Here is a 13,803-nt window from a genome sequence, read left to right as displayed (position 1 = left end):
CCGCTACGAGCGCAAAGCCGAGCACTTCCTCGCCTTCACCAGCATCGCCTGCACCCTCATCTGCTACCGCAGGCTTACCAAATGAGATGACTTCTAAAAGGCTGCCTTTGGCGTCGGCAGGGCAACAGACGGCGCTTCGCCAGGCTGGGGAGTGGGCACATGCTGCCGCACGCCCGGTCACCCGTAGCATGCAAGGCGGCGAAAGCAGATGAAGGTGCAGGCAATGACACCGTCCAAGCCCGTTCCGACCCCAAGCAAGGCTTGGCGTCACCCCTTTCCGTGGTGAACTTGGAGCTGACGGTCAGACAGCTGTCCGGAACTGCTTGCCGAACCTGCATGTGCCGAGGTGTCCAGGTCGCCGATCCAGCCGGCGAGGATCCGCAAGGCTTCGGAAGACGGCGAGCCGGGTTGGGCTGTACTTACGAACAACCACTGGCCCGGGTCACAAGGAAAGGTGAGGTTTTCGTAGTCCAAGGTGACTTCGCCGAGCAGGGGGTGCCGGTAATGCCTGGTGCCGTGGGCGAACTCCTCCACATCGTGAGCAGCCCACCACTCGCGAAAGTCCCTGTCCGTGACCGACAGCTGATTAATCAGCTCGGCGAGTTGCGGGTCGTTCGGATGTCGCCCCGCATAGAGATGCAAACCTGTGACGATCATGCGAGCGGCATTGCCCCAGTCGGCAAACAGTTCACGCGCCGCAGGGTCGAGAAATATGAATCGCGCCAAATTGCGCTCGCGAGCCGGCATGGCGTCGAAATCGACAAACATCGCACGAGCCATCCGATTAAGGGCAAGGACGTCCAGACGATCGCCCAGAATCATGGCAGGGGTATCCCGAAGCACCTCAAGCAGTGCGTACACACCGGGCCGCACTCGCCGGGGAACGGCGGGCCTGCTCACTCTGGCCACGGACTGCGGCCTGGCAAGGTTGAACAGGTGGGCACGTTCGACGTCATCCAGCCACAAGGCTCGGGCTACGGCCTCCAACACTGCTTCAGAGGCGTTAGCCACCCGTCCGCGTTCCAGACGGATGTAGTAGTCCACGCTCAATCCGGCTGAGATCGCGACTTCCTCGCGGCGGAGCCCCGGAACGCGGCGACTCGCCCCCGCCATGACCCCGGCCTGCTCAGGAGTCACCCGGGCGCGCCGCGAGCGCAGAAAATCGCTCAACTCCTTGTTGTCACCTGAACCGGACGATGACTTGGACATACCTTGAGGCTAGCTCTCCACGCGCAATCCCGACAAGACGCATTGTGAAATGACATGGCCACATAATCTGCTCATTGCCAGCAAGAAAAGGAGACTTTAGAGCAGTCGCGCGGCGAGGCCAAATGGGTAGCCGTGCCGCTCACCTCCAGACCAGCGAGCGACATCGAGCAAATAGACGCTTTCTAGATGAGCTCGACGAAAACGGGATGCGGGATTGCATCAATTTCCTGATGCGTGATTGCAGAAGTGGGTAGTCGAGGAACCCCCGGGGTGCCGCGGCCGCTCAGGCGTTGGCGCCGAATGCCCGGCGACGGGAAAGGGGGTCTGCCAGTACCTGGGTCAGTAGGCCTTGCCCGAGGGAGGCCTGTTAGACCGCCCTCACATGCCTTTTCGGCTGGTTCTCTGGGATTGCAGGTCAGCGCAGGGCTCACAGGAAACGATCCTCGCGGGCCTCGCCGAGCGAGGCGAATCACCGGCCGACCGCCTGGTCACGGCAGGTCACCACGCGACGCTGCCCGACCTCCTGAGGATCGGATTCTCCTCGCACCTACCCACCTACGCACCTACGCACCTACGCACCTGATGGGAACCGGAATGACGACCACTGACAAAACCGCACTCGTTGAGCCGCCGAAGCCCCGCGAGATATCCGACGGGGCGATAGCCCTCGCGCTGCAGTGCAGCCTGCTCCCACGCCGTCTGAGAGGCGGCGTCGCGGTGGAGGCCGCCTCGCGCTACCTGCCGGCCGACATGGCCGCCGGGGTGGGGGGCGACTGGTTCGATGTGATCCCGCTCTCTGGCGCCCGGGTGGCCCTCGTCGTCGGGGACGTGCTCGGACATGGCATCGACGCTGCGGCGACCATGGGTATTCTCCGCACCGCCGTCCGCACGCTAGCGGAACTGGATCTGCCTGCCGACGAACTGCTGAGCCACCTCGATGACTGCGTCCAGCGGATGACCGAGGAAGACGACGACGCGGACCAGGCCCGGGTGGTGGGCGCGACCTGTCTGTACGCCGTCTACGACCCGGTCACGGGGCGGTGCACGATGGCACGGGCCGGGCACCCCCCGCCCGCGATCATCGACCCGCAGGGGCAGGTCACCTTCCCCGATCTGCCCACCGGGGCGCCACTAGGCCTCGGTCTCGGGCTGGTTCCCTTCGAGGCCATAGAAGTGGAGCTGCCCACGGGAAGTCGGCTCGCGTTCTACACCGACGGCTTGGTCGAGTCCCGTGACGAGGACATCGACGTCGGCATGCACCGACTGGGCGCCGCTCTGGCGCAGCCTGATGAGTCTTTGGAGGACTTGTGTTCCTCGGTGATGGAAGCCGTGCCGCCTCGGGCATCGTCCGATGACGTCACCTTGCTGATTGTCGGGATCCGCGCAATCAGCGCGGCCCAGACCGCCTCCTGGGACCTGCCGGCTGAGCCGGCCGTCGTCCGCACCGCCCGGCACGTGGCCGCCCGTCAGCTCAGTGAATGGGGGCTGGAGCATCTCGTGTCCACCATGGAACTGGTCGTCAGTGAACTAGTCACCAACGCCGTCCACCACGGCGTCGGCCCGATCCAGCTACGACTCATCCGGCACCAAGTCCTGACCTGCGAAGTCTTTGACAGCGGAAACTGCTACCCGCGCCAGCGCCATGCTCGCATCGTCGACGAGAACGGCCGGGGCCTGTTCCTGGTTGCTCAGTTGGCCCACAGGTGGGGCTTTCGCTCCGCATCGGGCGGCAAGGTCGTCTGGGTCGAACAAGACCTGCCCTCTACACCCTCGCAGGCTCATGCCATGCCTAGCGCAGGCTAGTTCGTGTCGGACAGCCATTCTTCTTCCGGAGGCCGGGGGCGGTCGACGGCATGACCGAGGCCAGTGCGCGCCGCGTCTCCGGCCACCAGAACCAACAAGGCTCGGTATCGACCAAGTACGGGTCTGGACGGCTCACGCGTCAGGCACCGTACGGCCACCACGGTGTAGGCGACTGGACCCGAGCCCAGTGCCGTCACGGCCGGCCACGCCCGTCCACCCGCGGTTTTTCGTGGCGCGGGTAGCATCGCACGCCGATCGAAGAGAACAAGTGGCTGCTCATATCGAGTCGCTAGAGACAGCAGGGCTGTGCCCAGGAGCCCGATGGCCGTTCGGGTTCCCGAGCAGCTACTGCTGGTGATGCCGGGGGGTGTGCGAGACCCGTGGTGATCAGGCCGTCTCGTTCGAGTGCGCGCAGGTTCAGGGTCAGCATCCGCTGGCTGATCCCGTCGACCTCGCGGTGCAGTTCGTTGAACCGGCGGGTGCCCTTGCCGAGCTTGAGCACGATCAGTGTGCTCCATTTGTCGCCGACGCGGTCGAGCACCTCGCGGATCGGACAGTCCTGCTTGACGGTGCCCTCGACAGGCACATCGGTGTGCGCGATGGACATGAAAGTGCCTTCTCATGCTCACCAATCATGGGGTTACGCACAAGAGGTAACCGAGGAAAGGGAGGCACGACCATGTCCGCGGAGAACAAGGAGATGGTGGTCCACTTCTACGACCAGTTGTTCAGCCACGGCAACCTTGAGGTGATCGACAAGTTCGTCGGACCCACTTACACCAACCACAACCCGCAGGGTGTAGACGGTCCCGAGGGGCTCAAGCGCTTCATCACCTACTTCAAGGGCGCCAACCCGGAGCTGCACCACACCCGCTACCGCATCCTGGCCGACGGCGACCTGGTCCTGCTGCACACCCGCTCGGTGGCCGCGCCGGGCGCCACGCCCCACGTGGTCGTCGACGTCTTCCGGGTCGAGGAAGGCAGGATCGTCGAGCACTGGGACGTCATCCAGCCGGTGCCGGACACCACGGTGGGCGGCCACGACCTGTTCAGCACGCTCAGCGCCCCGGCCGAGAACGGCCCCGACCCGCTCGTCTCCACCTCGGAGAGCAAGCGGATCGTGACGAGGCTGTTCCATGAGATCGCCGTCGACCGTGACCCCAGCGCCTTCGAGCGGTACGCCGTCGACCCGTTCTACGAGCACAACCCGCAGCACGCCGACGGCGTCGCGGCAGCCAAGGAGTTGTTCACCGGGTTGTTCGCCACGCACCCGGAGGTGACCCTCGACGTCAAGCGCGTGATCGCGGAGGGCGACTACGTCGCGGTCCACCACCACCTCAAGCTCAACCCGGACGACCCCGGGTTCTCCTGCATCGAGTTCTTCCGCGTCCGCGACGGCAGGATCGTCGAGCACTGGGACGCCGTCCAGCCGGTCCCGGCGGCATCCGCCAACGACAACACCATGTTCTGAACCGGGACGCCGCAGTTCCCAGGCATCGACTCGGTCGGCCCGGCTGCTTTGGGCGGGGTCGGCCACTGGCAGAACCCGACACGCTGCTCGCCCGATTCCACGACCGGCTGCGCGACCGCGTGCGGGAAGGGGTCCTTGCATGATCACGGCCGTGCCGCGCATGTGCCACAAGGCCCGCAGGGGCGCCGGCGCACCGGCCCGGACGCATGAGGGCCGACCAGGGCTGCTGCGAGGTGCCGGCCCCTTGACCGTGGGCACCCTCGGGAGGAACATCCTCCTCCTGATGAAGGAGTTGTGATGCTGCGGTTCATGGACTGGTCCGTGGTCGCGATGGGGTGTCTGCTGGTCCTCATGAGTCTCGGCAGCCGGTGGTGGGAGCGGACCCAGGTTCGGAAGGGAAAGAGTCCCGATCAGGGCATGCGGGTCTTTCGGACATGGTTCCCCCTCCTCTTGGGCCTGGGGTTGATCATCGCCAGGGTGCCGGGCCTGCTGCTCGCGCCCCACTCCGTCATCATGGTCATGGACACTCTCAACGGCGTGCTCTCGGTCACGGCGCTGATCCTGGTCCTCCGGGCGGTGCATCGCGCCTCTCGGGCACGGAGCCCTCGCACCCTCGACTGACGGCGGCGCGGACGGCAGCGGCACCCGGCAGCTTGTCACGGACGTAGCACGTTGCTGTCAGTCGTCCGTGCCCACCGGGCCGACGTCGCGGAAGACGTTTCTGTAGTCACCGCTCCGAACGAGGTCGTCGACGATGTCGGCCATGCCGGGGAGGCCTCGGTCGCGGACGATCAGTCCGTCCCAGACGTAGAAGTACCTGCCGCCGAGGCACTCACCGGTCTGTCGCCACCGGTCCATGGCGCGGCGGACATGGTCCAGGGTGTAGATCGTCCCCGACCAGCGTTCCCCGCTGTCGAAGATCACCCACATGTCGACGTCGTCGATCTCGTCGAGGGGTACCCCGGCATCGGGGACGAAACAGATCTCGTAGCCGTCACGTCGAACACGGTAGAACGCCCCGTCCCACACCAGTTTGGCTCCCAGCTGCCGGCCGACACAGGCAGGAAGATCGTAGAGAAGCGTCGAGAGCACCGCATTGCGGTTTCCCGCCCGGACCGCGGTGTCAGTGGGCCATGAGGTCCTGGAGCTGGTCGGCCAGGGCGGGGTTCGGCTGGGGGATGGCGCCGAAGCCGTCGAGTGTGTCGACGGCCAGGATGTCGACGGCGTCCCTCACCGCGTCCTCCGAGACGACGCCGACGTCGTCGGGCAGGTCGAGGTAGACGGCCACGCCCGCCGGGCCGGGGATGGCGTCGACGACCTCGTGGGCGATGGGTGCGTACTGGCAGGGCTCGTGCTCCAGGACCGCTATCTGCTTCGCCCAGTGCCGCGCGTCGCGCCAGTCGCCGCGGTGCAGGTGCAGGAGGTACAGGCACACGGCGCCGGTCGCCTGGCCGCCGCCGGCGGCGTACTGGAGCCAGAACTGCGCGCCTTCCTCGTAGTCGGCCAGGAGCAGGAGGCAGGCGAAGGCCAGGGCGCCGCCGGGGTCGCGGGTCTCGTCGAAGCGGGTGATGCGGCGGGCGGCCTCGTCGTCGTGGATGACCCCCTGGCACAGCGCGCGCAGGTCCTGCCCGGCGCGCTCGTGCAGCATCACCGTCCGCTGCACCGTGCGCTGTCCTGCCGCGGGGTCGGCCAGGGCCTGGACCCAGCCGAGCTCGCGCAACTGCTCGGCGATACGGCGACGGGAGGCCTCGCGGTCGGAGCGGCTGTAGACGCCGTGGCGGACGCGGGCTCGGCCGAGGGCTTCGTCTAGGGTGCGCGGCTTGGGAGGGCGCATCGGGGTCTCACTCCTCATCGTCGGTGTCCTCGCCGAACTGCAGTCCCAGGTCCGCTGCCAGGCGGTGTCTGGCGGCTCGGCGCGTGGAACGCACCGTCGCCTCGCACACCCCCATCACCAGAGCGGTCCGCCTGGTGGAGAAGCCCAGGGCGAACTGCAGGATCATCACGTCGAACTGACGCTCCGGCAGCCGGGCCATCGCCGCGTACAGACCCATACCGTCTTCGAGTTCGGCCACTTGTGCTCGGAATTCGGAGCGGAAGCTGCCGAGGATTGGGTCGCAGGCCGCCTGCGTCGCGCGCTCGAACGCCAGCGTCTCGCGGGCCGCCGGATCGCGCCCCTGATCGGCGAGTTCGGCGGCCACGCGCTCCTTGAGCAGCCGCCAGGCGAACGCCTCCGGGCTCTCCCGCAGGGTGACCTGCTGCCAGATCACGGCCAGGAAGACGAAGGTCTGGTCGACCAGGCGGTCGGCGGCTATCCGGTCGCCCAGCTGTACGTAGGCGTACTCGACGTACGCCTGGTGGTAGAGCTCGTGGAAGGCCCAGAAGGCGGGCGGCGCCAGGTCGCTGGGCTCGTACAGGGCCCGGTCGACGCCGTCGTCGGGGGGCTGTCCGGTCATCGGCCACCCCCGACGTCGTCCAGGTGGGTCGGATCGGTACGGACGGCCGGCCGATGCTGAGCGAGGAGGGTCTCCGCGCCGACGCGGACCCCGGCGCCCAGCAGGCGGCGCACGCCGGCGCGCACATCGGGCGCGTACGCCCGCGCCGCGGCGGCGGAGGCCAGCACGAGGCTGGCGACGTCGTCCAGTGTCACGGTGTTTCCTTCGTTCTCGTGCAGCACCGGTCGCCGTCTCCCCGCAGTCCCAACTCCCGGTGCCTGGAGCCTCGTTGCTCCTGACATCAGCAAACAACGTCACCCCGCCGGATCGTGCAGAGCACCCCACCACCAGTTTTTAACGGAGGGTAGCCTTCCGCTTACCGCAAATCCGCACAGGTATTCGCACTTGCCCCCACCAGCCCGCGCCACCCTCTCGCCACCCCCACCACCTGCACCCCCGGCGCCCAGTGGGGCGGCCGCCCCGTTTTGCGCAAACGTCTCGCCATCCCCGCTCCCCGGGACTGTGACCCAACTCACCGCCCGCCACCCCGGGTTGAAGGGGCCGGCGCCGCGAACGCCAGGCCCGGGGCCATGCGCCCGAACACGGCGCCGCATCGGATTTGACGGAACCATGACGCCGGGGGCGCATCCGTTCCGGCGTCGGCGGTGTCCTTGCCGGTATCCGTACCGGGTCGCTGGATGCGAGGAAGGGACTGCCATGGAAGGAACCGTGGTAGCGGTCGTCGTGGTGGTGGTGTTGGCGCTGCTCGTGCTGAAGAGCGGGATGCGGGTCGTCAACCAGGTGGAGCGCGGGGTGGTGTTCCGCTGGGGAAAGGCGCTGCCCGGCCATCGGCAGCCCGGCGTCACCTTCCTGATCCCGTTCGCCGACCGGATGCGCAAGGTGAACGTGCAGATCGTGACCATGCCCGTGCCCACGCAGGAGGGCATCACCAAGGACAACGTGTCGGTGAAGGTCGACGCGGTCGTCTACTTCCGGGTGACCGACCCGGTGCGTGCCGCCATCGAGGTGCAGGACTACGTCTTCGCCGTCGGGCAGGTCGCCCAGTCCTCCCTGCGGTCCATCATCGGCAAGAGCGATCTGGACGATCTGCTCAGTGACCGGGAGCGGTTGCACGAGGGGCTGGCGCTGATGATCGACAGTCCTGCCGCCGGGTGGGGCGTTCACATCGACCGCGTCGAGATCAAGGACGTCCAGCTGCCCGAGTCGCTGAAGCGGTCCATGTCGCGGCAGGCCGAGGCCGAGCGGGAGCGGCGGGCCCGGGTCATCACCGCCGACGGTGAGTTCCAGGCCGCGCAGCAGCTCGCCAACGCTTCGAGGATCATGTCCGACACGCCGGAGGCCATGCAGCTGCGGCTCCTCCAGACCGTCGTCGAAGTGGCCGCCGAGAAGAACTCCACCCTCGTGATGCCCTTCCCCGTCGAGCTGCTCCGCTACTTCGACCGGGCCGTGCAGAAGATCGACGCCGACCTCAGCTCACCCCGGCCCGAGCAGGCTCCGGTTCCGGCGCAGGAGAGCGACGGCCGGCCGTAGCCAGCGCCAGCGTCACCAGCACCGAGCCCGCCGCCATCACCGTCATCCCCGCGGCGGGCGAGGTGAACTGGGCCACCGTCCCGGCCAGCGTCGCGCTCGCGCCCTGCAGGGTCAGCATCCCCGCCGAGTGCAACCCCAGGGCCTGACCGGCGAGTTCGTCCGGTGTCAGCTCCATCAGCCGCTCCTGCTGGACCAGGCTCGCGCCGAAACCGGCCGACGCGACCGTCACGCACACCATCGCCAGCGGCAGCGGCGGGTGCGCCGCGAACAGCAGATACGGCGTCGCCAGCACCAGCAGCAGCGGCGTGGCCAGTCGGCGCCGTACCGCGCGCGGAAGTACGCGGCCCACCGTCACGTCCCCCGCGAACATCCCGAGCGCCCCGCAGGCGAACAGGGTGCCGGCCGCGTGCGGGGCGTACGACACGTACAGCGACTCGCAGCCGACCACCAGGCCGTTGGGCAGCCACAGGCCCAGATAGGTCAGCCTGCGCGACCGGGACGACCACAGCAGGGCGTTGACCCGCCAGGTCGCCGAGGCGGAGGGGCGGCCCGTGGTGCGGGGCGGGCGGGCGCTCAGGCCCAGGCGCAGCACCAGCGCCGCCGACAGGTACAGGGCGGCGGACAACAGCAGGCACACCCGTGGGGACAGCGCGGCGAGCAGGGCGCCGCCGGTGGCGAAACCGGCGACCTGCATCAGCCCGTTCACCATGTTGAACAGCGAACGCCCGGGCAGATAGCCGTCCTTGGCCAGAATCTCGTTCAGCAGGCCCCAGCGGACCCCGCCGCCGAGCGACGCCACGAGGCCCAGCAGGAGTACGACGGCGAAGACGGCGCCCACCGGCAGGCCGGGCAGCGCCTGCGCCGCCGTACCGGCCGCGAAGGCCAGCGCGATCGCGGACAGGGCCGCACGCGGCGGCAGCCGGTCGGCGCCGGACAGCAGGACGGTCGCGCCCAGCACCTGGGCGAGCGACGGGCCGAACATGCTCACCGCCGACAGCAGCGGGGAGCCGGTCGCCCGGTACACGAGCGTGCCGAGGGCGAGCCCGCCGAGGGTCTGCGCGGCGGTCTGCGCGGCCGTACCGAGGAAGAGCGGGGTGAACTCCGGGGTGCGGAAGAGAGATCGGTAGCTGGGCATGCCCGGAGTGTCGGGCGGTCCGCCGTCGGCTCGTTATTGTTTCGCCGGTGCGCGAAAGGCCGTACGACGGCGAGGGGGACCGGACGTGGGGTGGTGGCAGCTCAACGCGGACACCCTGGCCGGGAGCCGGTTCGTCATCTCGCCGTTCGCCGAGACCTTCGCGTCCCTGAAGCTGCTGCACGCCGGTGACCCGGCGCATCCCGGTGAGCAGGCGTGGTTGAGCCGCCATCTGCCCGGCTACCGGGCGCTGCTGGCGGCGGATCCGGTGACCGGGCCGCTGGTGCGGGCCGGGCTCGGGCGGGAGTGGATCGCCGACTTCCTGACCCCCACCCCGCGCGGCGACGAGCCGTTCGCGGCCGAGGTCGCCCGGGTCCGCGCGACCGCCCCCGACGTGGCCCGCGCCCATCTGCGCACCGCCCTCGCCGGTCCGCTCCCCGCCGGGCTGGACCGGGACGATCTGCCCGAGCGGGCGGCCGCCCTGCTGGAGTGGGTGTGGGAGGAGACCGTACGGCCGTACTGGGCGCGGCGCCGACGGGTGCTGGAGGCGGATGTGGTCGCCCGGACCGCGCAGGTGAGCCGGGGCGGCTGGGTGAGCGTCCTGGACGCGCTGCGGCCCGGGCGGACGCGCTGGCTCGGCGAGAACCGGCTCCAGATCAACCTCCACGAGTACCCGCCCCGCGAGATCTCCGGCGCCGAGCTGCTCTTCGTGCCGGTGACCGTGCAGCGCGCGGGGTGGGTGGCCTGGGAGGACGGGGTGCGGTACGCGGCGGTCTACCCCTGCACCGGGGTCCTCGCCGACACCGGCGACCGGGGCGTCCCGGCCGGCCTCGGCACCCTGCTCGGCCCGGCCCGGGCCACGGTCCTGGTCCTCCTCGGCTCCCCCATGAGCACCACCCAGCTGACCGCCGTGACGGGGCAGGGACTGGGCTCGGTGGGGCGGCATCTGAAGGTGCTGCGGGAGGCGGGGCTCGTCGAACGGCACCGGGCCGGACGCTCGGTGCTGTACGGGCGGACGGCGGCGGGAGATGTCCTGATGGAGGCGGCGGGTGGCCGGCCCGTCATCCCGCCCGCCTAGTATCCGGGCATGACGACTGCTGACCACAGCCCCCTGAATGTCGAGATCGGCGCCCTCACCGGCGGCCCCGCCAACCTGCCGCAGTACGCCGGCCAGGCGATCCTCATCGTGAACGTGGCCTCCAAGTGCGGCCTCACCCCCCAGTACACGGGCCTGGAGAAGCTCCAGGAGCGGTACGCGACCCAGGGCTTCACCGTGCTCGGTGTGCCCTGCAACCAGTTCCTCGGGCAGGAGCCCGGCACCGCCGAGGAGATCGCGGAGTTCTGCTCGGCGACGTACGGCGTGACCTTCCCGCTGACCGAGAAGGTGGAGGTGAACGGCGAGGGCCGGCACCCGCTGTACGAGCGCCTGGTGGACGTCGCCGACGCCGAGGGGCACAGCGGGGACATCCGCTGGAACTTCGAGAAGTTCCTGATCGGCAAGGACGGCCGGGTCGTGGCGCGCTTCTCGCCGCAGACCGAGCCGGAGTCGGCCGAGGTCGTCTCGGCGATCGAGGCCCAGCTGGGCTAGCGGATTGACCTTGCCCCTGGGGCAAGGCCGAGCGTCCCTGTCACCGGGCGAACCGCGTCCGGTGACGGAGGATGCTCCCGTGGACGACGAACTGCTCACCATCGGCGCGTTCGCCGCGCGGGCCCGGCTGTCGGCCAAGGCCCTGCGGCTGTACGACCGGCTCGGCCTGCTGACCCCGGCGCATGTCGACGAGGCCAGCGGCTACCGCTACTACCGCGCCGACCAGGTCGAACACGCCCGTCTGGTGGCCCTGCTACGGCAGCTGGACATGCCGCTCGCCCGGATCGCCGAGGTGGTCGGGGCGGAGGGCGGCGCGCAGGCTGCCGACCTGCTGGCCGGCTGGTGGGCGGACGTGGAGACCCGGGTGGCCGGGCAGCGGACCCTCGCCGAGTACCTCCGTGGACGGCTGTCGGGGAGGAGCTCCGAGATGTACGGGAAGTTCGTGGTCGAGACGGTGGACGTACCGGCGCAGGTGGTGATCACCGAGTCGCGGCACACGCTGGCGGACGAGCTGCCGACGTGGATCGGCGGATCGCTGGAGCGGCTGACGGGTGCCGCCCGGGAGTGCGGGGGTGTGACCGGGGCGCCGTTCGTGGTCTACCACGCCGAGGTGTCGATGGAGAGCGACGGACCGGCCGAGTCCTGCGTTCCGGTGGCCGACGAGGCGGCGGCGCGGGCGTGGGCCGAGCGGGCCGGGCGGGCCTGGGAGACACGGGTACGGGTGGAACCGGCGGCCCGGCTGGCCTTCACGCGGATCACCAAGGCGCAGGTGGCGCATCCGCAGATCCTGGCCGCCTTCGAGGCGGTGGAGCAGTGGATGGCCGGGCAGGGGCTGAAGCCGGCCGGGCCCTGCCGGGAGGTCTACTTCGCCGACTGGGACGCGGCCGGGCCGCAGGACCCCGTGTGCGACATCGCCTTCCCGGTGATCCGGTAGGTGCCGCTCAGTCGTCGCTGAACAGCACCGAGCCCTCTCGGCAAGGACGGCGACCGGTCGAGAGGGCTCTTGGGAGGTGGTGCTGTGCAGTTGTGTTCGTCGGTGGTCTCAGCGACGAGGGTCAGAGAGAGCCCCCTAGGCCTTGACCGAGGCCACGAAGGCGTTCCACGCGTCGGCGGGGAAGGCCAGGACCGGGCCCTCGACGTTCTTCGAGTCGCGGACCGCGAGTCCGGCGTCGGCGGGGAGCTTGACCTCCACGCAGGCGCCGTTGCCCGCCGAGTAGGAGGACTTCATCCACGTCTGCGAAGCGCCCTGAATCAGTGCCATGTCCACTCCTGTTGGATTGCAGTTGCGAGGTGCGATAGTGCGGTTCACGCCAACCTTCTGAGCTGATTGGCGTGATCGACGCTACCCGGCAACTGCCCCCGCTGGAGTAGTCGTTCACTCGACCGGATGGCATATTCCAGGCGAGCCTTCCACTGGAGTGGACCAACGGTGTACGATCCGGCGCCCTCCGTGACGACGGCTCAGCCCGCGTACCCCTTCGCCACGGTCGCGATGTATTGTCGGGATTGCTCGACATTGAGGGCCTGTGCCCGCAAGTGCTCGTACATCACGGCGTACTTCCCGACGTCCGGCGCCTTCTCCAGGTACAGGTCGCTGGTGACGCCCTCCAGGTAGACCACGCTGGAGTCGGCCGCGTCGGTGAACTCCAGGATCGCGTACTGCCCGTTGAGCCCCGGATGCGCGCCCACCTCGAACGGCAGCACCTGCACGGTGACGTGCGGCAGGTGGGACATCTCGACCAGATGCTCCAGCTGCTCGCGCATCACCAGCCTGCTGCCGACGACGCGCTTCAGTGCCGCCTCGTCCAGCACGACCCACAGCCGAAGCGGGTTGTTCTCGGCGGTGATACGTTCCTGTCGGCGCATCCGCACCTGGACGCGCTTCTCGATGTCGGCCGGTGACGTCTCCGGCAACGCGCCCTGGACGAGGGCCTCCGCGTAGGCACGGGTCTGCAACAGACCGGTCACCAGCTGGGGTTCGTACACCCGCAGCGACTCGGCGTCTGTCTCCAGCCCGATGTACACGCTGTACGGGATGTCCCCGAAGGTGTGCCACCACCCCTGCTGCCTGGAATCCCGGGCCATCTCCATCAGCGAGTCGACGATCCGCTGGTCCTCGACCTCGTACACCCCGCACAGGTCGCGCACATCGCGCTGACTGATGCTTCTCCGGCCGTTCTCCAACCGGCTGATCTTCGACTGCGAAACGAGCAGCCGTTCCGCAACTTCCTCGGCCGTCATGCCCTTGAGCTCGCGGAGCCTGCGCAGCTCCTGGCCCAGCCGGCGTCGCCTGACGGTGGGATTGACATTGGACGCCACGGGACGTGCACCTCCGGCTGCCTGCCTGTTCACTTAACACTTTCCGTATCTGCTGTTCAGCAGACTGCCACCAAGGTGCTTTCTACCGCTGGGAAACGAGGGATATGCGGCGCGTGCACGTCAGTTCGCCACCGTCCGCCACCCGTTGGAGTGCCGTGGCCGGTGTCATGGACGGTGGCGTGGACGCAGTCGAGCGGGACGGCGAGACCACGAGGATCTCACCGCCCCGCTCTGACCAGCGGCTCCCGAACCGGGTCTGGAGGACCGGGGTGACAGCTCGTGCACCCCGTACGGCCCG

Annotated in this window: 16 protein-coding genes; 7 read left to right on the top strand and 9 right to left on the bottom strand. The window is 68.9% G+C overall.

Annotated features, from left to right (window positions below; all coding sequences use genetic code 11):
- Positions 1-267: 267 nt before the first annotated feature.
- Positions 268-1,209, bottom strand: a complete 942-nt coding sequence (locus ACH47Z_RS44780; RefSeq protein WP_399085643.1) for a helix-turn-helix transcriptional regulator — start codon at positions 1,207-1,209, stop codon at positions 268-270.
- Positions 1,210-1,803: 594 nt separating this feature from the next.
- Between ACH47Z_RS44780 and ACH47Z_RS44775 the strand changes: the two genes are divergently transcribed.
- Positions 1,804-3,012 carry a SpoIIE family protein phosphatase gene (locus ACH47Z_RS44775; RefSeq protein WP_399085640.1) on the top strand — a complete coding sequence of 403 codons (1,209 nt, stop codon included), beginning with the start codon at positions 1,804-1,806 and terminating at the stop codon, positions 3,010-3,012.
- Positions 3,013-3,301: 289 nt separating this feature from the next.
- Here ACH47Z_RS44775 and ACH47Z_RS44770 read toward each other — a convergent pair whose 3' ends face one another.
- Positions 3,302-3,619, bottom strand: a complete 318-nt coding sequence (locus tag ACH47Z_RS44770) for a winged helix-turn-helix transcriptional regulator (protein WP_399085637.1) — start codon at positions 3,617-3,619, stop codon at positions 3,302-3,304.
- 72 nt (positions 3,620-3,691) lie between these two features.
- Here ACH47Z_RS44770 and ACH47Z_RS44765 point away from each other — a divergent pair, with 72 nt between their 5' ends.
- Both ACH47Z_RS44765 and ACH47Z_RS44760 read left to right on the top strand, forming a co-directional pair.
- The gene (locus ACH47Z_RS44765) at positions 3,692-4,483 is read left to right on the top strand and encodes an ester cyclase (protein ID WP_399085634.1); all 792 of its coding nucleotides are present in this window, start codon (positions 3,692-3,694) and stop codon (positions 4,481-4,483) included.
- Between the two features lie 297 nt (positions 4,484-4,780).
- Positions 4,781-5,104, top strand: coding sequence for a hypothetical protein (locus ACH47Z_RS44760; RefSeq protein ID WP_399085631.1), 324 nt, complete (start codon positions 4,781-4,783; stop codon positions 5,102-5,104).
- Positions 5,105-5,161: 57 nt separating this feature from the next.
- Here ACH47Z_RS44760 and ACH47Z_RS44755 read toward each other — a convergent pair whose 3' ends face one another.
- The 4 genes from ACH47Z_RS44755 to ACH47Z_RS44740 are packed head-to-tail and all read right to left on the bottom strand — an operon-like array spanning position 5,162 to position 7,130.
- A complete protein-coding gene (locus ACH47Z_RS44755) occupies positions 5,162-5,575 on the bottom strand; it encodes a hypothetical protein (RefSeq protein ID WP_399085628.1) in 414 nt (137 codons plus the stop codon).
- A gap of 31 nt (positions 5,576-5,606) precedes the next feature.
- The gene (locus ACH47Z_RS44750; RefSeq protein ID WP_399085626.1) at positions 5,607-6,317 is read right to left on the bottom strand and encodes a hypothetical protein; all 711 of its coding nucleotides are present in this window, start codon (positions 6,315-6,317) and stop codon (positions 5,607-5,609) included.
- A gap of 7 nt (positions 6,318-6,324) precedes the next feature.
- A complete protein-coding gene (locus ACH47Z_RS44745) occupies positions 6,325-6,936 on the bottom strand; it encodes a sigma-70 family RNA polymerase sigma factor (protein WP_399085623.1) in 612 nt (203 codons plus the stop codon).
- Complete coding sequence (locus ACH47Z_RS44740) at positions 6,933-7,130, bottom strand: hypothetical protein (RefSeq protein ID WP_399085620.1); 198 nt, start codon at positions 7,128-7,130, stop codon at positions 6,933-6,935. Before ACH47Z_RS44740 ends, ACH47Z_RS44745 begins: the two co-directional genes overlap by 4 nt.
- A gap of 502 nt (positions 7,131-7,632) precedes the next feature.
- Here ACH47Z_RS44740 and ACH47Z_RS44735 point away from each other — a divergent pair.
- A complete protein-coding gene (locus ACH47Z_RS44735) occupies positions 7,633-8,466 on the top strand; it encodes a slipin family protein (RefSeq protein WP_399085617.1) in 834 nt (277 codons plus the stop codon).
- Here the strand turns inward: ACH47Z_RS44735 and ACH47Z_RS44730 are convergent.
- On the bottom strand, positions 8,405-9,601 hold the full coding sequence (locus ACH47Z_RS44730; protein ID WP_399085614.1) for an MFS transporter: 1,197 nt from the start codon (positions 9,599-9,601) through the stop codon (positions 8,405-8,407). The two genes, ACH47Z_RS44735 and ACH47Z_RS44730, sit on opposite strands and share 62 nt — an antisense overlap.
- An 85-nt stretch (positions 9,602-9,686) precedes the next feature.
- On the opposite strand from ACH47Z_RS44730, the gene ACH47Z_RS44725 reads away from it, so the two are divergent.
- The 3 genes from ACH47Z_RS44725 to ACH47Z_RS44715 all read left to right on the top strand — a co-directional run bounded on the left by ACH47Z_RS44725 (position 9,687) and on the right by ACH47Z_RS44715 (position 12,120).
- A complete protein-coding gene (locus ACH47Z_RS44725; RefSeq protein WP_399085611.1) occupies positions 9,687-10,676 on the top strand; it encodes an ArsR/SmtB family transcription factor in 990 nt (329 codons plus the stop codon).
- Between the two features lie 9 nt (positions 10,677-10,685).
- Positions 10,686-11,186, top strand: coding sequence for a glutathione peroxidase (locus tag ACH47Z_RS44720; protein ID WP_399085608.1), 501 nt, complete (start codon positions 10,686-10,688; stop codon positions 11,184-11,186).
- Positions 11,187-11,247: 61 nt separating this feature from the next.
- Complete coding sequence (locus ACH47Z_RS44715; RefSeq protein ID WP_399085605.1) at positions 11,248-12,120, top strand: MerR family transcriptional regulator; 873 nt, start codon at positions 11,248-11,250, stop codon at positions 12,118-12,120.
- Positions 12,121-12,255: 135 nt separating this feature from the next.
- Here the strand turns inward: ACH47Z_RS44715 and ACH47Z_RS44710 are convergent, their stop codons facing one another.
- The gene (locus ACH47Z_RS44710) at positions 12,256-12,447 is read right to left on the bottom strand and encodes a DUF397 domain-containing protein (protein WP_399085602.1); all 192 of its coding nucleotides are present in this window, start codon (positions 12,445-12,447) and stop codon (positions 12,256-12,258) included.
- A 200-nt stretch (positions 12,448-12,647) separates the two neighbouring features.
- Positions 12,648-13,505, bottom strand: a complete 858-nt coding sequence (locus ACH47Z_RS44705) for a helix-turn-helix domain-containing protein (RefSeq protein WP_399085599.1) — start codon at positions 13,503-13,505, stop codon at positions 12,648-12,650.
- Between the last annotated feature and the right edge of the window lie 298 nt (positions 13,506-13,803).

The organism is Streptomyces sp. NPDC020192 (assembly GCF_044388685.1).
In the GTDB taxonomy this organism is placed as follows: Bacteria; Actinomycetota; Actinomycetes; order Streptomycetales; family Streptomycetaceae; genus Streptomyces.
The sequence above is the reverse complement of the archived record's forward strand: the minus strand, read 5'-3'. Positions and strand labels throughout refer to the sequence as shown.